At 42.9% G+C, this 20,538-nt stretch carries 19 protein-coding genes and 1 pseudogene; 15 read left to right on the top strand and 5 right to left on the bottom strand.

The window, feature by feature from the left end; all coding sequences use genetic code 11:
• Window positions 1-202: 202 nt before the first annotated feature.
• From B3D59_RS11720 to B3D59_RS11760, 9 genes are all read left to right on the top strand, one after another.
• Complete coding sequence (locus tag B3D59_RS11720; protein WP_286819942.1) at window positions 203-2,731, top strand: chemotaxis protein CheA; 2,529 nt, start codon at window positions 203-205, stop codon at window positions 2,729-2,731.
• A gap of 36 nt (window positions 2,732-2,767) precedes the next feature.
• A complete protein-coding gene (locus B3D59_RS11725; RefSeq protein ID WP_286819947.1) occupies window positions 2,768-3,247 on the top strand; it encodes a chemotaxis protein CheD in 480 nt (159 codons plus the stop codon).
• Window positions 3,244-4,095, top strand: coding sequence for an HDOD domain-containing protein (locus B3D59_RS11730; protein ID WP_286819951.1), 852 nt, complete (start codon window positions 3,244-3,246; stop codon window positions 4,093-4,095). Before B3D59_RS11725 ends, B3D59_RS11730 begins: the two co-directional genes overlap by 4 nt.
• A 16-nt stretch (window positions 4,096-4,111) precedes the next feature.
• On the top strand, window positions 4,112-4,537 hold the full coding sequence (locus tag B3D59_RS11735) for a response regulator (RefSeq protein WP_286819957.1): 426 nt from the start codon (window positions 4,112-4,114) through the stop codon (window positions 4,535-4,537).
• Window positions 4,494-4,949: a chemotaxis protein CheX gene (locus tag B3D59_RS11740; RefSeq protein WP_286819958.1), complete on the top strand. Its 456-nt coding sequence runs from the start codon at window positions 4,494-4,496 to the stop codon at window positions 4,947-4,949. The genes B3D59_RS11735 and B3D59_RS11740 overlap by 44 nt, the downstream gene beginning before the upstream one ends.
• Before the next feature lie 299 nt (window positions 4,950-5,248).
• The gene (locus tag B3D59_RS11745) at window positions 5,249-5,743 is read left to right on the top strand and encodes a histidine kinase dimerization/phospho-acceptor domain-containing protein (protein WP_286819960.1); all 495 of its coding nucleotides are present in this window, start codon (window positions 5,249-5,251) and stop codon (window positions 5,741-5,743) included.
• Window positions 5,743-6,129: a response regulator gene (locus B3D59_RS11750; RefSeq protein WP_286819961.1), complete on the top strand. Its 387-nt coding sequence runs from the start codon at window positions 5,743-5,745 to the stop codon at window positions 6,127-6,129. Before B3D59_RS11745 ends, B3D59_RS11750 begins: the two co-directional genes overlap by 1 nt.
• Before the next feature lie 28 nt (window positions 6,130-6,157).
• Window positions 6,158-8,170 carry a patatin-like phospholipase family protein gene (locus B3D59_RS11755; protein WP_286819962.1) on the top strand — a complete coding sequence of 671 codons (2,013 nt, stop codon included), beginning with the start codon at window positions 6,158-6,160 and terminating at the stop codon, window positions 8,168-8,170.
• A gap of 118 nt (window positions 8,171-8,288) precedes the next feature.
• Window positions 8,289-9,248, top strand: a complete 960-nt coding sequence (locus B3D59_RS11760; protein ID WP_286819964.1) for an N-acyl amino acid synthase FeeM domain-containing protein — start codon at window positions 8,289-8,291, stop codon at window positions 9,246-9,248.
• 48 nt (window positions 9,249-9,296) lie between these two features.
• Here B3D59_RS11760 and B3D59_RS11765 read toward each other — a convergent pair whose 3' ends face one another.
• The 3 genes from B3D59_RS11765 to B3D59_RS11775 form a co-directional block, all read right to left on the bottom strand.
• The gene (locus B3D59_RS11765; RefSeq protein ID WP_286819967.1) at window positions 9,297-10,613 is read right to left on the bottom strand and encodes a DUF1302 family protein; all 1,317 of its coding nucleotides are present in this window, start codon (window positions 10,611-10,613) and stop codon (window positions 9,297-9,299) included.
• Between the two features lie 179 nt (window positions 10,614-10,792).
• Window positions 10,793-11,566 carry an outer membrane lipoprotein-sorting protein gene (locus B3D59_RS11770; RefSeq protein ID WP_286819974.1) on the bottom strand — a complete coding sequence of 258 codons (774 nt, stop codon included), beginning with the start codon at window positions 11,564-11,566 and terminating at the stop codon, window positions 10,793-10,795.
• Window positions 11,567-11,592: 26 nt separating this feature from the next.
• A complete protein-coding gene (locus B3D59_RS11775) occupies window positions 11,593-12,333 on the bottom strand; it encodes a PEP-CTERM/exosortase system-associated acyltransferase (RefSeq protein WP_286819979.1) in 741 nt (246 codons plus the stop codon).
• Window positions 12,334-12,444: 111 nt separating this feature from the next.
• Between B3D59_RS11775 and B3D59_RS11780 the strand changes: the two genes are divergently transcribed.
• Window positions 12,445-14,763, top strand: coding sequence for an efflux RND transporter permease subunit (locus B3D59_RS11780; protein WP_286819981.1), 2,319 nt, complete (start codon window positions 12,445-12,447; stop codon window positions 14,761-14,763).
• Between the two features lie 48 nt (window positions 14,764-14,811).
• Window positions 14,812-16,851 carry a ThiF family adenylyltransferase gene (locus tag B3D59_RS11785; RefSeq protein WP_286819985.1) on the top strand — a complete coding sequence of 680 codons (2,040 nt, stop codon included), beginning with the start codon at window positions 14,812-14,814 and terminating at the stop codon, window positions 16,849-16,851.
• Between the two features lie 164 nt (window positions 16,852-17,015).
• Here B3D59_RS11785 and B3D59_RS11790 read toward each other — a convergent pair whose 3' ends face one another.
• Both B3D59_RS11790 and B3D59_RS11795 read right to left on the bottom strand, forming a co-directional pair.
• Window positions 17,016-17,768, bottom strand: a complete 753-nt coding sequence (locus B3D59_RS11790) for a PEP-CTERM sorting domain-containing protein (RefSeq protein WP_286819986.1) — start codon at window positions 17,766-17,768, stop codon at window positions 17,016-17,018.
• A gap of 702 nt (window positions 17,769-18,470) precedes the next feature.
• Window positions 18,471-18,833, bottom strand: a pseudogene (locus B3D59_RS11795) (IS1 family transposase); the annotation flags it as partial.
• A gap of 482 nt (window positions 18,834-19,315) precedes the next feature.
• On the opposite strand from B3D59_RS11795, the gene B3D59_RS11800 reads away from it, so the two are divergent.
• The 4 genes from B3D59_RS11800 to B3D59_RS11815 all read left to right on the top strand — a co-directional run bounded on the left by B3D59_RS11800 (window position 19,316) and on the right by B3D59_RS11815 (window position 20,474).
• Window positions 19,316-19,618, top strand: coding sequence for a type II toxin-antitoxin system RelE/ParE family toxin (locus B3D59_RS11800; RefSeq protein ID WP_286819987.1), 303 nt, complete (start codon window positions 19,316-19,318; stop codon window positions 19,616-19,618).
• The gene (locus tag B3D59_RS11805; protein ID WP_286819988.1) at window positions 19,609-19,893 is read left to right on the top strand and encodes an addiction module antidote protein; all 285 of its coding nucleotides are present in this window, start codon (window positions 19,609-19,611) and stop codon (window positions 19,891-19,893) included. Before B3D59_RS11800 ends, B3D59_RS11805 begins: the two co-directional genes overlap by 10 nt.
• Window positions 19,894-19,959: 66 nt before the next feature.
• Entirely contained in the window at window positions 19,960-20,229 is a 270-nt protein-coding gene (locus B3D59_RS11810) for a BrnT family toxin (protein WP_286819989.1), read from the top strand.
• The gene (locus B3D59_RS11815; RefSeq protein ID WP_277000640.1) at window positions 20,226-20,474 is read left to right on the top strand and encodes a BrnA antitoxin family protein; all 249 of its coding nucleotides are present in this window, start codon (window positions 20,226-20,228) and stop codon (window positions 20,472-20,474) included. Before B3D59_RS11810 ends, B3D59_RS11815 begins: the two co-directional genes overlap by 4 nt.
• Window positions 20,475-20,538 lie beyond the last annotated feature (64 nt).

Genomic DNA, 20,538 nt, shown 5'->3' on the forward strand with positions numbered 1-20,538 from the left:
TGACCTGACATATCAACTGCCAGGCAGAACCCACAACAAAGCTTGAAAGATCTTAGTAAGTTACCCGGACTTTCATATAAAGGTGTGTTGGAAATGAAACGATTCTTCTGAATGAAACTATATAAAAATTCATCAAGTTGACAGTATGTGCCGCAGATTTCCCTAAAAAATTCACAAGGACTTTTAAAATTTGGAAAAGCCAATGTCTTATGAAAATATAATCGCAACGACGGAAAGGCTGGCATCAGAATTGATCCTATCCGACCCGGCTCAACCGGACTCTATCAAGACGCTGCTGCCCATTCTCAAGAGCATACATGCGCAATGCAAAGCGCAGAACCTATTGTCGGAGGCTGCGCAAATTCTAAAGGCCAGACACATTGTTGATGCCATAATAAAAGACGGACCCCAGGTGAAAAGCAACTTATTGTCAAATCTTGAGATGGTTGTTACAGATTTCAGCACGAAACTGAAAAATATGGGTGAAAAAGAGAGCAACATTTTATTTGTACGCAAGCGATCTCAATCCGATGATCAAACCCAAAACGGCGAATACAACGAGTTAGAGAGAAAATTGAATGAGCTTTCAATGCTTATCGCCGGTTTATGCCCTGGAAAAGATCCTGAGATAAAAGAGGTCCTTGGTAATGTAGAAGATCTTATCGACATTTCCGCAAATATTGAGCCGTCAACTTTTTATGATATTTCAAAGCTATGTAAACAATATATGGAAAATATGGATCTTAGCTCTACTTGCAACACAAGGCCGGTTGAAGAAGGCGTTGTGTTGTTAAAGTCCATATTAAGTCATTTAAAAAGGAAAGAACCTTTTGCCTTCGACTATTCCGATGTTCTTGAGCTTTTGGAAGAACATCTTGCCACGAATGAACAAGACGATGAGAGTGTTTCTGAGTGTGCGGAAAGCGAACCTGAAACGGAACCCGAACAGCAGGAGAGTTCCCCTGAGAAACTGTCTGACGATGATATTGAAATCCTGACCGATTTTATATCAGAGGCTGAAGATAATCTGAACAACATCGAGGTCTCTTTAATTGAGTTGGAGCAGGATCCTGAGAATACGGATATCATAAACGATATCTTCAGGCCGTTTCACACAATAAAAGGCGTCTCGGGATTTTTATCTTTAGGTAAAATCAACCGCCTGTCCCATGCCACTGAAAATCTTTTGGACAGCGCCAGAAGCGGAGATTTTATCATTAACCACTCTGCCACGGATGCAATTCTTGAATCCGTAGATTTATTAAAACAACTGATTGATAGTGTAAAACAGGGGCTTGTCACCGGTTATCGGCAAGAGGATGACCACATAGATGTAGATATCTTGAGAGATAAACTTAAAAAGCTCCAGATTTTTTTAACCAAAGGGGAAAAAGAACCTTTAGGAGAAATTCTTGTCAGAAAAAACAATCTTAAAAAACAAGATATTGACCATGCACTGGAAATCCAGAAAAGGCATCCGGAAAAAAAGATTGGTGAAATTCTGATCGAAGATAAAAAGATCGCGCCGACTCAGGTTGCCTCGGCGTTAATGGAACAATCCGCAGTTAAAAAAAGAGTGGACTCCCAAGTTAAGGTCAGCACGCAGAAATTGGACGATCTTGTAGATTATGCCGGTGAACTTGTCATTGCCCAGTCCATGCTGCGACAGCAAACTATGAAGAATTCCGCCCTAAGCCAGACCGTTGCACAATTGGGACAGATTGTAAACAATATGCAGAATATTGCCATGTCCATGCGTATGATACCCATTAAATCTACCTTTATGAAAATGATTCGCCTGGTAAGAGATTTGTCCCGGAAATCAGGCAAACAGATCAACTTATCAATGACCGGGGAAGAAACCGAAATTGACAGGAATGTGGTGGATGCCCTTTATGAGCCCATGGTCCATATGATCAGGAATGCCTGTGATCACGGGATTGAATCCATACAGGAGCGCACGGCAAATAATAAACCCCCACAGGGAAATATTGATCTTCGTGCCTATCATAAAGGCGGGAATATTGTCATTGAAATTGAGGATGACGGCAAGGGGTTGGACAGGGCGAAAATCCTTAAAAAGGCCACTGCCACCGGACTGATTACCGGAGAAGAGCAGATGACGGATGCACAGGTTTTTAGCCTGATTCTTTCGCCCGGATTCTCAACAGCGAGCCAAATTACCGATATATCCGGTCGGGGGGTCGGCATGGATGTGGTCAAAGCGGGGATTGAAAAATTTCGCGGCCATTTGAATATTGAATCCGAAAAGGGAGTCGGCTCTCGATTCATTATCAGTCTTCCTCTGACACTGGCCATTATCGACGGTATGCTGGTCAGGGTTGATGACGAGAGATATGTTATTCCCACCATCGCTATTCAAAAAGCATTCAGACCGGGGCCGGGGGAATATTTCACCGTAGAAGGAAAAGGTGAGATGGTTAAAGATCGTGGCCGTCTGGTTCCTCTAATCCGATTAAATGAAATTTTTAAAACAAGCAATGATGTTAAATCCGTCGAACAAAGCCTGGTTGTTGTTGTTGAGTCAAAAGAAGAAAGACGGGCTTTTTTAATTGATGAGCTTTTAGGCAAAGACGAGTATGTCATTAAAAATCTTGGCGGGAATATGGATGATATCCGGGGTATTGCCGGAGGTGCGATTCTGGCTGACGGAAAAGTCGGACTGATTCTGGATATCCACGGCATCTTTTCCATTGTCTCGAAAAAATAGGGACGGTGACGACAAAAATAAGATGAGGATGAATAGATGAAACAAATTGTCGGCGTTGCAGACATGAAAGTAAGCAATAATCCCGCAGAGGATGTGATCACTTACTCTCTTGGATCATGCATAGGGCTGGTTATTTATGATCCGGTCGTAAGAGTCGGGGGGATTCTTCACTATATGCTTCCGGAATCCGCCATAGACAAAGAGAAAGCCGTCCAAAAACCATTCATGTTCGCAGATACCGGCATCCCGCGCCTGTTTAAAACCGCTTACGCAATGGGCGCAATGAAGCCCAGAATTAAAATATTTGTCGCAGGCGGTGCTGAAATCCTTGATCAAAATGGTTTTTTTAATATCGGAAAACGCAATTATCTGGCATTAAAAAAAATGTTTTTTAAGAACAAGGTGATGATAGACAAGCAGGAAGTGGGCGGGAACATCAACCGAACGGTTCGAATTGAAATTGCATCGGGAGATATTTTCCTGAAAACCTCAGGATCCAAGGAAGTGAAGATATGACAACACTGGAGAAAATGATCCGTGAGATAAAGGAGTTAACGCCGATGCCGGCGGTTGCTAACCGCTTGCTTGAAATGATTGAGGAGCCGGATAGTTCAATAAACGATATTGCCCGGATAATCCAGTATGACCCTGTCATGACCGTGGACATTCTTAAAATATGTAACTCAGCATATTTGGGGTTAAAAATCCCTGCAGAGTCAATTAAAGACGCCGTGAATATGCTCGGTACAGATCAAATCGTTCAATTGGCCATGGTAAAATCAAGTGCAAAGGTCCTGTCTGGACGTCAGCAAGGCTATGGGCTTGAACAGGGCGATATGTGGCGGTATTCAGTTTCTTCCGCCGTCATTGCCAAACAGGTTGCCTTACGTCTGGGACTGAACAACAAAAGTACAATTTTCACTGCTGCCCTGATCAAAGACATCGGTAAAATCATATTGGAAAAATATGTGTTCAAGGACTATAAAAAAATTGATACGCTTGTAAAAAAATCCGGGTACAGCTTCAGGGAGGCGGAAAAAAAAGTACTGGGCATAGATCATGCTGAGCTGGGTGCCTTGATTGGCAAAATATGGAAATTCAGCCCGCGAATGATTAAACTGATCCAACACCATCATCTCAGGGATGACTCCATGATGAACGACAAAGAGGTTGCAGGGGTATATCTGGCAGACTGCATTTGTATGATGATGGGGAACGGCGTCGGGGCGGATGGTCTGTCGTATCGATTCAAGGATCAGTTAATGAAAATTCATAACATCTCTCACTCGGATATAACCGCTATTATGGCCGAATTTGGGGTCAACATGCATGAAGTGAAAATTTTATTAAAAATGGCTCAATGAAACTAAAGGGAAGCAAATGTCTTATTCAATATTGATTGTAGATGATTCAATGCCGATGAGGACCGTTTTGAAACGATCTCTTGCAGCTGCGGGATACGGCGGTTCCAGGATACTTGAAGCCTCAAACGGGAAAGAGGCGTTAACGGTGCTCAAAGGAGAGTGGGTCGATTTGATTATGACCGACTACAACATGCCCGAAATGAATGGGCTCAGTTTTTTAAAAACAGTAAAGACCGAAGCACTGTTCAAGGAAATTCCGGTTATTGTTATTTCAACCGAGGGAAATGATTCAAAAATTAAAGAATTTATGGACACCGGTGCTGCCGGTTATATTACCAAACCGTTTACCCCTGAGGCGCTCAGAGATTTAATTGTCAGTATAATTGGAGAGGCCGATTATGAAGAAAATATTGATGACAGCGATAACGAATTCGATTTCTGAAGTTATGGAGACCATGTTTTTTATGCCGGTTGAAACCGGTCCTGAAACGATTTTAAATGAGTCCGGCATCGACCTGAATACCGCATTGGCATGTCGGTTGAATTTTACCGGGGATATCTGTGGAAATATAGATCTTATTTCACCGGCACCACTGGTGGCAGAACTTGCATCCAATTTTTTGGGCGAAAGCAAAGATGAACTGACTTGGGAGCAGCAGTTTGGCACATTGTCTGAAATGCTCAATATGGTGTGCGGGAATGCCTTAAAAAATGTAAAATGCACGTTGCCTTTTAAGATCGGCATCCCCCAAATGATTACCGGTACGGATCTTAATGGCTGTGCAAAATGCACGCTGGTTGAAACCATGGATTCGAAAATGGCTATTTTACTGTCTACCAGTATGAGGCAATAACGGCAAAGGGCGTTTCAATGTCTAATGAAATTAAAATAAAAGAAACCATATTGGATTTTCCGACAGTGTTTTCTAAAGATGATATCCTGCGGGTTATTAACAATTTACCGATTGCGGTCGCGGTGATTGACACGGACCTGAAACTGGTTTTGGCCAACAGAATGGTCTGCATATTTGTAAATAAGAAGGATAATCAACTCGTCGGGCTTGTAGGTGGGGCCGCCCTTGGCTGCATTCATCACGAAGATGCCCCTGAGGGCTGCGGATTTGGGAAAGAGTGCAGTAAATGCAAATTGAGGATGACAGTCAATGATACCTTTGAAAATACCAAGGGGCATTTTCAGGTTGAAACATCCATGACCTTTAAATCCATAGGGCGCAGGCATTTAAGAATAACGACCCAACCCTTTCAATTACAAAAGAGAACGGCCGTTTTACTGTCAATTGAGGATGTTACAAACGCAAAGAACTATGAGCGCGCAAAAATAGAAAAGGAAAAACTGACAGCGGTGGTTCGAACCGCAGGCGCCATATGCCACGAAATTAATCAGCCTTTAATGGTGATTTTAGGTTTTTCAGAATTATTAATTGATGAAATCGCTCATGGGCAAATCCAAGAAGAAAATGTCAAGGAAATTAGAGACCAGGCACAACGGCTGGCTGAGATTACAAATAAGCTGATGGCTATCACTCAGTACAAAACAAAAATGTATTTAAGTTCCGAAATCTTGGACCTTGACGCAGCATCTTCTATTAATATCTCAGACCCCAACCCAGACAAGGAGAAAGAATGATGGAAAATAAAAAAATATTAATCGTTGATGACGAACCATCCATTTTAAGATTGCTTTCCCAGTTATTTACCAAAGCCGGTTATGAGGTTTTCACCGCAGAAAATGGACGGGATGCATTAAAAATTATCGAAGAGAATAACATTATGGTCATGTTTTTTGATTTAAATATGCCGGTGATGAACGGTATGGAATTATGTAAGAGAGTAAAAAGCATTAAGCCCATGTCTATTATCTATGCCATTACCGGCTATGCCTCTTTATTTGAACTGTCGGAATGCCTTGATGTCGGCTTTGAGGATTATTTTAAAAAGCCGGTGAATGTATCAACATTAGTGAAAACAGCTGAATCCGCATTCGAAAAAGTGAACCGCTGGAAGAAAATGTAAGAAAATAGCGCAAGCGATATAGCAAAAAATGTATCTGCCCATTTTAGGTATTGAATTCTATGNNACTAACTTACAGGATCTTCATGACTTTCTTTCGCGGGTGCCACTGTTTTCATCGGTGCCGGCGGATCAGATCCGAGTGATTGCCGGACTGTTTAAAAAGGAGTTTTATCACAAGGGTGACATTATCTGCCGCCAGGACGAACCCGGAGATTCCATGTATGTGATTCGTTCGGGTACGGTGTCGGTGTTCAAGGAGACAGACGGGGAAAAGATTTTTGTAACTGAGTTGAAACGGGGTGATTTTTTCGGAGAGATCTCTCTGCTTTCAAAGGCGTCCAGAAATTCAACCATAGAGGCATCGCTGGATGTGGCTTTATTTTGTCTGAACCGTGACAATTTTGATGTTCTGATTAAAACCAATAAAAGTATTGGCCTGTATCTGAGCCGTTATTATGCCAAGCGCATGAGTGTTAAGGCAAAGGACGGCAGGCGTCAGAGCATGGTCCCGACATTTTATGCGGTGTCGGCTACGGGTCCGGAGTTAGGCGTATCCCATTTTTTATATTCCGTCTCCTTTCACATTTCTAATGAATCACATAAACGGGTGGTGGTGATTGAGCCTCACCTTGAGGCTGACAGAATCATGCATAAATATGACCTGACCCGGATGGAATGCCCGGACCCTGGACTTTTCAGACTCCTGCCGCCAGACAGCTATAAGCCCGCAGAGATTCATTGGTATGAACATTTGTCAAGGTTTCATGTGCTGCAGTTGCAAACCGGTTTTTCCGACAGGCTGTCTGAGATTATGCCGGTTCTGATGGCCGGCCTGAAAGAGTCCTATGATGTGGTGTTTTTCAATCTGACCCATTGCCTTAATGATATGGAGCGGCTCTTTGTCCGGCTGTGTGACCGGACACTTTTGCTTATTCATAATACACAGGAAAAACTCAGAGAAGTTCAGTCCAGGCTTTCAGCGCTTGAGGCAATTTGCGGAACCAGTGCGTTTTTAGGAAGAATTCGGGTGGGCGTGAGCTATCTGTACGGAAAAAAAGGGGTGGCCCGGCAGGAACTGCAGCAGTGTCTGGGACTTTCCGAAACACCGGGCATCTGGGTGGACCGTTCGGAGTTAGCTGTTAACGACCGGATAGATACGAATAAATGTTTTCCCGTCCGGGGGCCGAGAGCTGTTGCCCGTGAAATTGCCGGTATCCGGCTGGGGGTTGCGCTGGGTGCCGGCGGTGCACGGGGGTGGGCCCATATCGGAGTGCTCAAAGTGTTGGAGGAAGCCGGCATCCATATTGATATGATTTCAGGAACCAGCATGGGGGCCCTTGTGGGCGGAATTTATGCGGCCACCGCCTCTGTTGAAAAATTAAAGCAGTCGACCATTGACCTGTTTCGAACCCGATCAGACACCCGCAGAAAAATTTTTGATTATACCCTGCCCAGACAGGGGCTGCTTAGGGGAGAAAAGGCGGCCCAGCTTGTGAGAAACGCTGTAAACAGTGCTGATTTCCTGGATCTGATGATTCCAACATACTTGGTGGGTGTGGATATCCTGAACGAAGAAGAAGTGATTTTTGAAACCGGGGATGTCACGGATGCCGTCCGTGCCAGCATTGCAATTCCTGCCGTGTTTTCTCCATTTAAACACCAGGGTCGGTGGATGGTGGACGGCGGACTTTTAAACCCCGTGCCTGTAGATGTTCTGCTTCGAAAGGGCGCAGACATGGTCATTGCCGTGAGCATTGAATCAAAGCCCTCAAAGGCAAAAACACAAAAAAAAGCCCCCGGCATTAAGCAGATTATTTCCCAGACCATCAGCATTGTCCACGGCAGGGCCACCAGTGATTTTGTCAAAAACGCAGACCTTGTACTTTACCCGGATGTGGGGACCTATGCCTGGGATGATTTCCACCAGGGCATTGCCCTGATGCACTGCGGGATGAAAGAATGCTTTGAACGGCTGCCGGATATTCAAAAAATGATTAATCAAAAACAGGGCCGGGTCATTTGGTCTCTTGATATATTCTAATTATAGAGCTATTTGGAAGAAGAAACCCTGTTCCCATTTTTTTGGGTTCAGGAAGTGCAATTTTTGTAACGACTGCTGTAATTTTCGTAACTTTTTTTTTCTTATTTATGGAATATTTATGCCTAAACTCGATGAAAAACGATCTTTTATAAAAGCAATTCAGGTGTTTTCTTACACTGGCATGATAACTGCATTTGTTTCAATCATTATGAATATTTCAAATACATTAGCAAAATCGTTGTTGCCTTATGTGCCGACGTACTTTAGAAAAAGAATCATCCGTGGCGCTCTTCCTGATCTTCAAACCAATCTGGACGACATCACCTTTTGTGAGGCATGCAGTATCGAAGAGTATATGTCCTGTTTCAGGCTGTTGCATGATGTTTATGTAAAAGCCGGGTTTATTCGACCTACCAATCCCCCATTGAGAATTATCCGGCACCATTCCAATGCCGAAGCAAGGGTCTTTATGGGCTGCTTGACGGATAATCAGGCTGAAAAAACGCCCATATATACTGCCAGCCTATTTCCGGATCATAAACAAGAAGGCCTTCCCATGGATATTGGATTTAAACGTCAGGTGGACGAGTTAAGAAGCGAGGGGCGCAGCCTTGTTGAAGTCGGGTGCCTGGCATCACATCCGTTATACCGAAAAGGGAATAAACATATCCCTATGCTGGGTAACCGTCTCATAGTGTCATATGCGATTAACACCATTTGCGCGGACGACTTATTAATTACGATTCACCCAAAGTATTTAAAAATTTACGAAGACATCCTTTTGTTTGAAAAAATCGGACAAATTTCTTCCTTTTCCTATGTAAACAATAACCCTGCCGTGGCCCTTCGCCTTGATCTAAATACAGTCTCACAAAGATTTAAAGAAATTTATGGTAACATGCCAAAAAAGAAAAACCTGTATCATTTCTTTTTTGAATCAGGATCAACCCCCATTGAGCTGCCCTTTGAAGAAAATGAAGATGAAGAGACGGTGAAAAGATATTATGGGGCAGATATGATCGAGCGTGTTATCGCATATTCAGCAACCGGGCAGATTCTTCCCCTGACTTCCGGCTGAAGACGGGTATGTTCCCCTTTTCAGCCTACATTTTATTATATGTAGCATCTAAAATTTTATTTCAGCAGTTAAATACACCTGATCGTTGTTTTGAAAACGACCAGGAAACGTCTCCTCGCTTCCATCAAACCATTCAGCGCCGATTTCAAATATCACCGGCGTCCAGAAAGATAAACGGATCTTGGGATTCAAAACAGTTGCATCTCCTGACAGGTCATAATAATAGCGGCATTCCAGTCTTAAATCTCCATTGAAAAAATCCTTCCACAGGGTGCCGTTGATGGCCCGTGTTGTCTCCGTGGCCCAGACAATCCGGGTTTCGTAGTCCCGGATCAGGCTGATCAAAACCTGGAAATTGGCATACCAGTCGTTTACGCCACTATAGTCAATTCCTGCCATAGCCTGAAACACGGGTTTTCGAATCCGCTCCAGGTCCCGGGTAAAATAACTGGTGTGATCAATATAGGCCAGATCACCTCTCACCCCGAAAGAATGCAATGTAGTTTCAAATTCAAAACCGAAAATATTTTGCCGGTCATGAATGAGAAGCACCGATTTCCCGGTGGCATTTAAAAAATATGCCAATTGAGATGTTGTCAGATTGCCTGCAGAAAGCGGAAACCCCACAGGGAGATCAAAGGTATCCGGTGTTGGCAGATCTTCCCTGGCAGACAACCAGCTGAGTGCCCAGTCCAGGCGTCCAACAATGCCGGACAAACGAATTCCGCCTTCGCTGTTGCCCAGAGAATCAGAAGGGTCTTCTTCCATAAACGTTATCCCGTCGGCTCGCCCGAATACTGCCCAGTCTGTTCCTATAAGATCGTATTCCGATTTGACAAAAAACGGAATAAAGACCCCGGAAATGGTTAAATTGCCGGCATAAACCTCCATGGAAGCCATGGGAATGGGACGTTTGCGATCCTCCCGGCGACCGGAAAGATCATCACGAAAATCCTCGGGATTCAAATTATCCAGCGGACTGTAGGCATCAGTTTTACCCCACCGGATGATCTGGTTGCCTATCTTCATATTAAACCCGTCGCCTCTGAAGTTGAGATAGGCATCACCCAGCCGGATATCTGCATCTTCTTTCCAGTCTCCATCATTGCCATAAGAAAAACAATCTGCATCCACAAAAAGCACTGCACGCCACCGGTCCCCATGCACCAGGCTTGTTCCGATCCTCACCTGGAGATGATTCATCATATCATCTTCTGAATCATTGTCCTCACTTACATCATGGGCAAACTTGTTGTGCACTTCCCCGGACAGCTTAAACAAGCCTTCATCCTTGTCGCTATCCCGTGAGCTTTCCGCCGCCCATGGGTTACTGGTGTCATCCGTACGTGCATCATCCTCTTCCAAAGACTTCACCGACTGACTGTGAGTTGAATCGGTAGACCGGCAAATCATTATGGGATTGAAACAAAATGCGGATTGCGGACATAAAAAAAACAGGAAAATAAAGCTTGATAAAATAAAAAAACCGTAGCGATATCTTGATAAACGCGGCATTGCATGGCCTCCTGAAGGAAAAATAGGTCCTACTGATTATGTCTCATATATCCCTTGGTAAAAATTTCATCAGGAATGCCGCGATTATATCCTATTTCATCGGTCTTCATCAGTGTACGATGGTTTTTATTTAAATCATTCATTTCTGCATCAAGGATCGTCCAGATCCCGTCGATTTTCTGAATTTCTTTACCGGTGAGTATCTTATGAAGTCTGTTCCGTTTATCATAAAACTCGGTCTTAATGGGCAGATAGATCTCTTTGACAACCCATGTAACCCGTTTTCCATATTGGGAATCATCTGTGGCTTGGGGGATGCTTTCAAGAACCCAGCAGTCATGGTCATCTAACTTTTCTTCTCTTAGGACCGTATGTACGTCCTGATCTACGTCCCTGGACTGCAGGTCTTCGTAGGTATAATCCGTGTTGACAAAACGATTGGATTTCTGACTGGAGACAATCCGCCGCACCCTTTGAAGTGCCGGCAGGTAGAGGAACTGATCATCGTCACTCTCTTTGTTTTCCCAGGTTAAAAAAGCAGTTCCCTCTATATCGGCAGGAGAGGTAAAGCGTATATAACTTTTAGATACATCCCCGTATTTCTTAACCACAGTGATCAGGCTTCTGAATCGCTTTTTGCCTCCCTTGTCGATCAGCAGCATACGGATTTTTAAGGTGGCATCCTGCCCTTGATCCCGGTCCACCACCTTCTGTGCGATCTGTGCACCGTCCATCGCCACTGCCGGAAATACCCAAACCAGCAATACGACTATAATCATCAAGGTATAAACTTTTATATTCATAGCTCTTTGTCTGCTTCCCCCCCCAATTAAATGTCCGGCCGATATGTGTCTTCCAATCCGGTAAGCATGAGGTCATACATGCCTGCATCGGTCTGTTTCAGATTGACCAGCAGTTCATGAATATCTGCAAAATAGGGAACCCTTTCACCATGATATTGTACAGGTTCTCCGATTTGGTGGAATAGAAATCCATATTTTTTCAGGGCATAGAATAATTTTTTTTCAGTGATCATGTACCAATGGGTCAGCCCCTGGCGCAAACTTTCATGGAACATGACCTGGTAAAGTCCTAGGACAATGATAGGGTTTTTCCTGCCCTCCATTTCTTTTGGTATGCTCCCATCGTCAGGCAGTACGCCGCCTTCTTTTTTCTTTAAATAAGACTCCACGCCATACATGCCGTCTTCTTTACGGCGCCTGAGGTCTTTGGTTACCGTAAGTCTTGAAATTTCGCCGGTTTTATCCGGCTCAGGTTTTTCCCCGGGCAAACTTAATTTTGTGACATGTTCAATGGGAAACCCTTTGTCTGAATGACGCACCAAGCGTATGGTGCCGACCACGGAATCTGTTTCATTCAGGCAGGCAAAATGGATGGAATCCTTTTCGTATTCATCCGTTTCCAGTCCAACCGGATGGTCAGCCTCCTTTTCAAACCCGAACTCATCCACATAGACTTCATACCTCATCCGGAAGGTATCTTTTAAGACATCATCATCTATGACTTGACCGAAACGAAATTTGTCGTAGGTAAGGCTTTTGCTGATCATCTTGATTTTACCCTGTATTAATCTTTTTTTTTATGATAATTTTATCGAAAATTATTGTATCATCGTGTAATTTTTAGCAGTGTTTGTCAAGCGCTTTTCCCTGAGGAAATCATGAACATAATCACCCGATATAAATTTTTGTTTCTGTTTTTATCCATCCTGATTGCTTTGCCTTTTTTAATCCAGTTGCCCAAGGTAAAAACCGTGGATAATGTGGATTATTTTACACTTGAAAATGATCCGGATCTCCTTTTTTACGAAAATTTCAAACAAATATTTGCAAACGATGAATTTTTTGTCATCGCAATAAAAAAAGACCCCCTGTTTACCCGGGAGAACCTTGAACTTCTCAAACAAATCACCAATGATATAGAAGAAATCAACGGTGTCCGTGAAGTTAAAAGCCTGGCCAATGTCAATGATACCATTGGCGAAGAAGATTTTTTCATGGTCAGGCCGTTTCTTGAAGATATTCCGGAGGAAGCCGATGATCTCAACAAGCTAAAGCAAAGCGCATTGGATAACCCCCTTTATTCAAAAAACCTTATCTCAACTGATGGAAAAACAGCTGCAATCGTTGTTTTCGTCTATGAAAAACCTGAAGAGTCGGGGTTCAGAAAAAAACTGCTCAAGGATTGTGACGCTGTTTTAGAAAAATACGAGGACCGTACCGGAAAGATTTACAAGGCCGGGTGGACCACCACAAACCTGTATCTCAGCCAGTATATGAAGCAGGACATTGCCACGTTTATTCCCATTACCTATATATTTATCACTTTGGCGATATTTCTTTTTTTCAGGAATATCTACCTGACCGGGGTGGCTGTTTTAAATATCTCCATTTGCATGGGATCAACCATGGGACTGTTTCCCATATTCGGCATCACCCTAAACAATGTAACCAGTATCGTTCCTCCGCTTGTCATGGCCCTGGCTCTTTGTGACATTGTACATATATTCTCACATCTTGACAGACAGGTTCTGGCTGAATCCGGTACCATGGAAAACGCCATTGCCAACACCTTAAAAAAAGTCTTTCTGCCCTGTTTTCTGACAACTCTGACCACGGCTATCGGATTTATTTCCCTATACTTAAGTGAAATCCCCCCCATAAAGGATTTTGCCGTTGTAGCGTCCTGCGGTATGATTTTTGAATTTTTCTTCTCATTCGTTTTTATGCCTCCTGTTCTTCTCCTGTTTGATAAAAATAAGATATTCACTCGCATTGAAGGCAAAGGAACCCAGCACAACCTGCTTAAAAAAATATCCGGATTTGTATTTGAAAACCATAAAATCATTTGCCTGGGAGGACTGGTTTTAGTTATCACCTCGTTATGGCTGGCCACCATGATCAAGGTAGAAACCAATCTCCTTGATTATTTTAAAAAAACAGACAAGGTCAGGCAGTCCATCAATTTTATAGAAACAAACCTTGCCGGTATCGGCACCCTTGACATCTCCCTTGCGTCAAAAACCCAGGACGGATTCAAGGAACCGGAAAATATAAGAATTATTGAAGCGATACAAAACTACAGCAACAGTCTGGAAGGCGTAGATAAAGTTATCTCCTTTGTCGATTTTATCAAAGATATGAACCAGTCTTTTCACAATGAAGATCCCGAGGAATTTAAGATCCCCGATTCCAGGGCACTGGTATCCCAGTACCTGCTTTTGTATGATTCCGATGATATTGATGATTTTGTAAATGAATCCTTTGACCATGCCAGAATCTCTTTGCGGCTCTCCCATCATTCCACCGGGGACCAAGAAAAATTGATCCAATCTATCCGGCAGTTTATTGACAACTTGGAGACCAAAGAGTTGGAAATCAGGATCACAGGCAGGGCCCTGCAGGATGTCAACACCATAGATTCCCTTGTTAAGGGGCAGGTTTACAGTCTTGTTACTGCTGCCTGTATCATCATTGCCATTATGTTTTTTGTGCTCAGGTCAATGTCTTTGGGATTCATCAGTATCTTACCGAACCTGTTTCCCATTATACTCAATTTCGGGATCATGGGCGCCCTGGATGTACCTTTGAATACGGCAACCGCACTGATTTCTGCTGTGGCCATCGGCATTGCCGTAGACGATACCATTCATTTTCTTTCCCAAGTCAAATCCAACCTGATGGAACAGGGTGATATAAAGGTTGCAATTGCCGGAGCCATTCTAACCAAAGGCAAAGCCATTATCCTCTCATCGCTGATATTATGTATAGGGTTCGGCGTCATGGTTTTCAGCCGCTTTGTGCCGACAATGAATTTCGGGGCGCTGAGTTCGGTGATCATGATTACCGCCGTTATCGGGGATATTCTGATTCTTCCTTCCGCAGCGTTATACTTGGCCGGCCTGAGAATAAAATTCAGCACTTCCAATGTTATTCTCACACAAAGCCTCAAAGGCACAAAGGGTGACAAAGTCGAATAAAAATCTTGGTGTCTTTGTGCGAGTTTTTCAACTAAAAGGAGATTTCAGATGCAGCCAGATGAGATGTTTGCCAAGCTTGAATCTTTTGGAATTACAGATAAAGCAACATATTTTAACCAGGCCTTTTCCAGGAATATCGGCCTGTTTACCGAAGAAGAGCAGGAACGGCTTTCAAATTTTAGAATCGCCATACCCGGTATGGGAGGTGTCGGCGGGCTCCACCTGATCACCCTTACCCGGACAGGTATCACAAAATTTAATATTGCTGATTTTGACGCGTATGAGCCGGCCAACATCAATCGCCAGTACGGAGCCCGGGTGCCGGAATTCGGCCGCTCCAAACTTGAGGTCATGGCGGAACAGGCAATTTCCATCAATCCTTACCTGGAACTGAATCTGTTCAAGGAGGGTATCAATGCATCCAATATGGATGATTTTCTTGACGGGGTGGATGTGGTTTTGGACGGTCTTGATTTCTTTGAATTTGAGACACGGCGACTGTTGTTTAAAAGGGCGGCTGAAAAAGGAATTCATGTCATCACCGCAGGCCCCATGGGGTACAGTTCGGCCATGCTGATCTTCTCCCCCAAAGGTATGGGATTTGACGAATATTTTAATATCAGGGACGACATGGCTGACGAGGAAAAATATCTATCCTTTGCTCTGGGGCTGTCCCCCCGGCCCACCCATATCAAGTATATGAATTTTAAAAAGGTGGATTTCAGTTCCAAAGCAGGGCCCTCCTTGAATATCGCCTGCCAGATATGTGCCGGCATGGCTGCCACCGAAGCGGTAAAAGTGATCCTGAGAAAGGGTAAAATCAAGCCGGTGCCCCATTATTTTCAATATGATCCCTTTCTTCAGACCCTGCGGAAAGGGTATCTTTTCATGGGAAATAAAAATCCCTGGCAGAGGTTGAAAATACAGGTGGTTAAAAAGTTCATCAGTAAAAACAAACCCAAGCTGAAACCGGATATCCCTGAAAAACCTGGGATCATACCGGTTCCAGGGAAAGATATTGAACCTTCTGTTCTGGAATATCTCATCCGTGCCGGCATCCAGGCCCCGTCCGGGGACAACTGCCAACCCTGGAAATTTGAGATAAAAAAGAACCGGATTGATCTGTTCCTGGACCGGGAGAAGGATCGCTCCTTTTTTAATGTCAACCAGGTGGCATCTTTGATTTCATGTGGCGCTGTGCTGGAAAATATAAAAATAGCCGCCTCTTCAATGGGTATGGAAGCATTAATCAAGTATGACCCCGATCTCCGGGAGAATGACAGGGTGGCATCAATTAATTTGATCCCGGGAGAAAAAAAGAAAGACCCGCTGGCTGACTTCATCTGGGAACGACATACGAACCGGAAACCTTTCAAAAAAACACCGGTCGCTCCTGAGATCCTTGAATCTGTTGAAACTGCCGTCAGTTCTATTCCAGGGGCACAGATAAGGTTTATAACGGAAAGGGCAAAATTAAAGAAGCTGGCCAGGATTATATATAAAATAGACCGAATCCGCACAGAACATAAGCCCCTTCACGAACATTTGATGTCAATGATACGGTTTACCGAAAAAGAAGCCCTGGAAAAAAGAGACGGGTTCCCATTAAAAAACCTGGAGGCCGGATTGGCTGGAGAACTTTTTTTAAAGGTTACAAAACCATGGCCGGTGATGAATATTGCCAACAAGATTGGGTTAGGCCGGATGGTGGCATTGAATGCCTGGCAGGGGATGGTGAATTCGTCTGGCGCCGGGCTTTTATTGATGGATAAAATGGATGACCTTGGGCTTATTCAAGGCGGTAGGGCCCTTGAAAAAGCCTGGCTGACATTAGCTTCCCATGGCATTCAACTTCAACCGATGACGGCTGCGACCCTATTTTACCTTCGGTTGATTGTGAAACAGAACAAAAAGTCTGGATTTTCAAAACAGCACGAGGAGCTATTAACAGCCCTTCAAGATGAATATCACACGCTGTTTCGCCTGGCTGAAAAAAAATTACAGGTCTTACTGTTCAGGTTCGGTAAAGCGGCAAATATAGAACATAAAACGCTTCGCCCGGCTATAGAATTCTTGATAAATAAATAGCAGTTTTTGTTGAATACGTTTAAAAGCGGCATAAATAAAAGTGCGTTCTTCGAGGAAATAATAATTTTTTTATAACTCTTATAATTAAAGAAAAAATGAAAGGCCAGGAAAATCTTGTCTTGTCCCAACCTTTCATTTTTTTATTTTAATTGATATCGATATTCCTAAGCTCTCTTTTTTCTTGAAATGGCAGCAAACCCAAGAAGACCTATGCCAAATAGCATAAATGTCGCGGGTTCTGGAACAATATCCAATCTAAATTGTCCATTATTTCCCACGTCAAATTGAGTAAGCCGACCTGAACCATCATATACTTCTGTTCCACTAACTATTGTTGCATTGGTTGTTGCAAATCCCAACGTAAGAACTGGTGAATTGCTCTCCAGATCATAGGTAGACAGATCTGTTGTAAGGTCTGAAGCAAACCAATAACCAGCGGCTAATGATTCGGCTACAAAATTAGCTGTAATAAAGCCATTGGAGGGGCCGAAGTCAGCATTTAATCCTCCCCCACCTGAGAGTAGGTTGAAGACCCCAATCTCAACATTTCCTGCTGTGTATATGTGAAGAGAGCTTGGGACAGCATCAAAATAAAATTCGTCAGTTCCTAATGTTCCTGTTGCTTGAAAAGTAGCGGTAAGATAATCAAGTAGCAACGGTGCAGTAGGGGGGCCGTAAGAGAAAGAATGAAACGTTCCAGTTTCAGCAAATGTTAATGTAGTAAAATCATTCGTAATGGTAGCAGTTCCAGTTAGATTTAAATATTCTGGAACGGTAAGGATAGAATCCCCACCACCATTTGGATCAAGGCCCCAATTCAGCATATATGCAGAAGCAGGTGCTATTGTGAAAGTGATTGACATTAAAAAGAAGGCAAAAACAAGAAAACTTTTCATTATTTTAAATTTGCTAAGCATAATTAATAATTCCTTTTTTAAAATTTAATTTTTTTCAATTCCTGAGACGCAATACTTAATTATTTCAACGTGTTATAAAATTTCATATTATGCGTACCTACGATCACCTCCTTTCTGCCAGTACATTTTTTGAATTGTTTAATTTGACATTGTTTAATTTATTTCATTCACACAGTTGAAATCAAATAAAGCAATGATGGTGCCATTTGCTTTCTACATTGTAAAAAAGAAGAGTTTGGATTATACGACATCGGAAATATATTATAATTAAAGCAGGTTGCTGTGATATGAATTTTTTGAAAAATCAAAGCCTTTTGCAGCGCTGAAAACATAGTCGCATGGAAATATGAAAAAAAATTCATACTGATTATGAAAAAGTCTTCATAATTCAGTATAATAAAGTACATACATGGCGTTAATTCCGGGTTGGAATTCCGGGTAGAGTAGAGCACTGATTCGGCCGGTTTCTTCAGCCCTTTTTATATTCGAGACGCCTTGCCGCACGCGGCTACTACGTGTTCCAAAGGCCTTGCATCCTCAGTGCTCCCTCATCAAACCGTGCATACGGTTCTCCCGTACACGGCTTTCCGATGTTCTTCATTGTAAGGCTTACGCTTTTTTTCTGCTTGGCCTTACAATAGAGCTTCCTCTGTAGCGTCCTGATTCTAATTGGGTGGTGATGTAAAAAGTATGCTATGCTTTTTATACATGACCAAAATTGATATAAAAAAAGACTAACTCAAATGATTTAAGATGGTTATAAAGGTTTTTGGAAAAACAACACGTTTTTCTAAATGCACGTCGAATTCTGTGTCTCAATCTGCAATTATTTCCTTCAATTCCAACAGTATTGGCTTTCCCCGTAACATGATTGTCGGATTTGAAGATTTTTACAAAACTTGTCCAGTCGTCCGTATAAATCGTGTCAAACGTGATGCCCAGCTCTGTAATTTTTTTCCGTAAGTCTCTTGCGGTAGCCAAATTACGCTTGCCCCAAACCCAGGCGACTATCTCTCCAGTTGCTCTATGATAAGCATAAATCAGCCAGACTTTATTTGAATTCCGGGTGAATTCCGGGTGAATTCCGGGGGTGAATTCCGGGGACACCATACTTAATTCCATCCCCACCAAGGTCAAGTTAAAATGATCAACTAAAAAACTCAATGTAATCTTTTCAGGATCGTATAATGGTAGAGGGTGAATTCTTTGACCCAATTCATCCTGTGGGGGGGGGGCGAGCCAAACATCTGTAATATCGAAAGAAAGCCACAGTTCTATCTTTATTTTTGGCCTTAAACCGGCCATTTTGCCCCTAAAAAAGCGTTTTAAGAAAATTTTCTGATTCGGTGTTGGTTAATTTTATAATGCCATGGGTGCTTTCATCTCAAAAGAGTCTTTGGGTGAATTGTGTCAAAAAGGTTATATTTTCGTTTAATTTTTTACATAAAAGTGGAAGTTTTTTGGTATTCCGGGGATAATACCAATTTCCAAAAAATATGTCATTATAAAAGCTTTGCTTTTTGTCTCACTTGTGCGACAATCCTTCCATGATCTATACAATTGAAAAAACTACCATTTTTGAAAAATGGATAAAGGGAATCAAAAATCCAAAAGATAAAGCCCGAATTTTTGCCAGAATCAAGCGGGCCGAACTTGGAAATTTAGGTGACCACAAGCAGCTGGCCGAAAATTTATTTGAAATGAGAATCTTTTTGGGGCCGGGCTTTCGGCTTTATTACACGGTCCGGGATGAAAAAATAATTTTCCTTCTTTGCGGTGGTAACAAATCAAGCCAGGCCAAGGATATCAGAAAAGCAAAAACTATCTTGGAGGAATTGGAATGGGAATAACAACAAGCAAATGGGACACCAGTGAGTATCTGGACACCCCAGAAATGATTAGAGAATACCTCATAGCCGCCCTTGAAGAGGGCGGACCGGACTTGCTGGTTGCGGCCATCGGAGACGTGGCAAAATCCAAAGGCATGACGCAAATTGCCAAAGAAACCAACTTGAGCCGGCAGAATTTATACAAGGCCCTGACAGAAAACAGCTCACCCAAATTTGATACGGTTGTAAAGGTTCTGAAGGCCTTTAATATTAAGCTCTCGTTTGAAGCTGCGTGAAAAGACAAAGAATTCCGGGGACACAATACCAATTGACTTGTACACAGATTATGCATACAATAAACCATGAATTATCAATGGGACAACAACAAGGCGAAATCAAATCTTATCGCTCACGGGGTTGATTTTGCAGACGCCGTAGGAATTTTTGAAGACCTGAACGCCTTGACTATTGATGATCCACACCCGTATGAACAGCGCTTTATCACCATCGGGTTGGATTTTTTATCCCGGGTGCTGGTGGTTTCATATACATGGAGAAACAATAGCATCCGTATTATTTCAGCACGGAAAGCAACAAGAAACGAACGCCGTCAATATGAGGTAGGATTATGAAAAAAGAATACGATTTCAGCCAGGGCAAACGCGGACCGGTTTCCGCCCCACCGGCCAACAAAACAAGAATCACCATCCGCCTTGACAATGATATATTGGCTTGGTTTAAAATCAAAGTCCATGACTCCGGCGGTGGCAGCTATCAAACCATGATTAATGAAGCCCTGCGGCAGTATATTTCCACAGAAAAGGAGCCCATTGAAAACATCCTGCGCCGGGTAATCCGTGAAGAATTGAGGGCTTAATCTCACGTTTATTACGGGGAACGTCTAATAGTTTACATAAACAGGGCAAACGCATTAAAATTTT

Origin of the sequence: Desulfobacter sp. UBA2225 (genome assembly GCF_002348205.1) — a bacterium.
Classification (GTDB): domain Bacteria; phylum Desulfobacterota; class Desulfobacteria; order Desulfobacterales; family Desulfobacteraceae; genus Desulfobacter; species Desulfobacter postgatei.

What these genes read in the sequence shown, in the direction of transcription:
- B3D59_RS11805 (WP_286819988.1), top strand. Translation starts at nt 19,609, where the DNA reads ATGGGAATAACAACAAGCAAATGGGACACCAGTGAGTATCTGGACACC.
- B3D59_RS11750 (WP_286819961.1), top strand. Translation starts at nt 5,743, where the DNA reads ATGGAAAATAAAAAAATATTAATCGTTGATGACGAACCATCCATTTTA.
- B3D59_RS11800 (WP_286819987.1), top strand. Translation starts at nt 19,316, where the DNA reads ATGATCTATACAATTGAAAAAACTACCATTTTTGAAAAATGGATAAAG.
- B3D59_RS11815 (WP_277000640.1), top strand. Translation starts at nt 20,226, where the DNA reads ATGAAAAAAGAATACGATTTCAGCCAGGGCAAACGCGGACCGGTTTCC.
- B3D59_RS11725 (WP_286819947.1), top strand. Translation starts at nt 2,768, where the DNA reads ATGAAACAAATTGTCGGCGTTGCAGACATGAAAGTAAGCAATAATCCC.
- B3D59_RS11735 (WP_286819957.1), top strand. Translation starts at nt 4,112, where the DNA reads ATGTCTTATTCAATATTGATTGTAGATGATTCAATGCCGATGAGGACC.
- B3D59_RS11760 (WP_286819964.1), top strand. Translation starts at nt 8,289, where the DNA reads ATGCCTAAACTCGATGAAAAACGATCTTTTATAAAAGCAATTCAGGTG.
- B3D59_RS11720 (WP_286819942.1), top strand. Translation starts at nt 203, where the DNA reads ATGTCTTATGAAAATATAATCGCAACGACGGAAAGGCTGGCATCAGAA.
- B3D59_RS11740 (WP_286819958.1), top strand. Translation starts at nt 4,494, where the DNA reads ATGAAGAAAATATTGATGACAGCGATAACGAATTCGATTTCTGAAGTT.
- B3D59_RS11810 (WP_286819989.1), top strand. Translation starts at nt 19,960, where the DNA reads ATGAATTATCAATGGGACAACAACAAGGCGAAATCAAATCTTATCGCT.
- B3D59_RS11790 (WP_286819986.1), bottom strand. Translation starts at nt 17,768, where the DNA reads ATGCTTAGCAAATTTAAAATAATGAAAAGTTTTCTTGTTTTTGCCTTC.
- B3D59_RS11775 (WP_286819979.1), bottom strand. Translation starts at nt 12,333, where the DNA reads ATGATCAGCAAAAGCCTTACCTACGACAAATTTCGTTTCGGTCAAGTC.
- B3D59_RS11785 (WP_286819985.1), top strand. Translation starts at nt 14,812, where the DNA reads ATGCAGCCAGATGAGATGTTTGCCAAGCTTGAATCTTTTGGAATTACA.
- B3D59_RS11770 (WP_286819974.1), bottom strand. Translation starts at nt 11,566, where the DNA reads ATGAATATAAAAGTTTATACCTTGATGATTATAGTCGTATTGCTGGTT.
- B3D59_RS11745 (WP_286819960.1), top strand. Translation starts at nt 5,249, where the DNA reads ATGACAGTCAATGATACCTTTGAAAATACCAAGGGGCATTTTCAGGTT.
- B3D59_RS11780 (WP_286819981.1), top strand. Translation starts at nt 12,445, where the DNA reads ATGAACATAATCACCCGATATAAATTTTTGTTTCTGTTTTTATCCATC.
- B3D59_RS11730 (WP_286819951.1), top strand. Translation starts at nt 3,244, where the DNA reads ATGACAACACTGGAGAAAATGATCCGTGAGATAAAGGAGTTAACGCCG.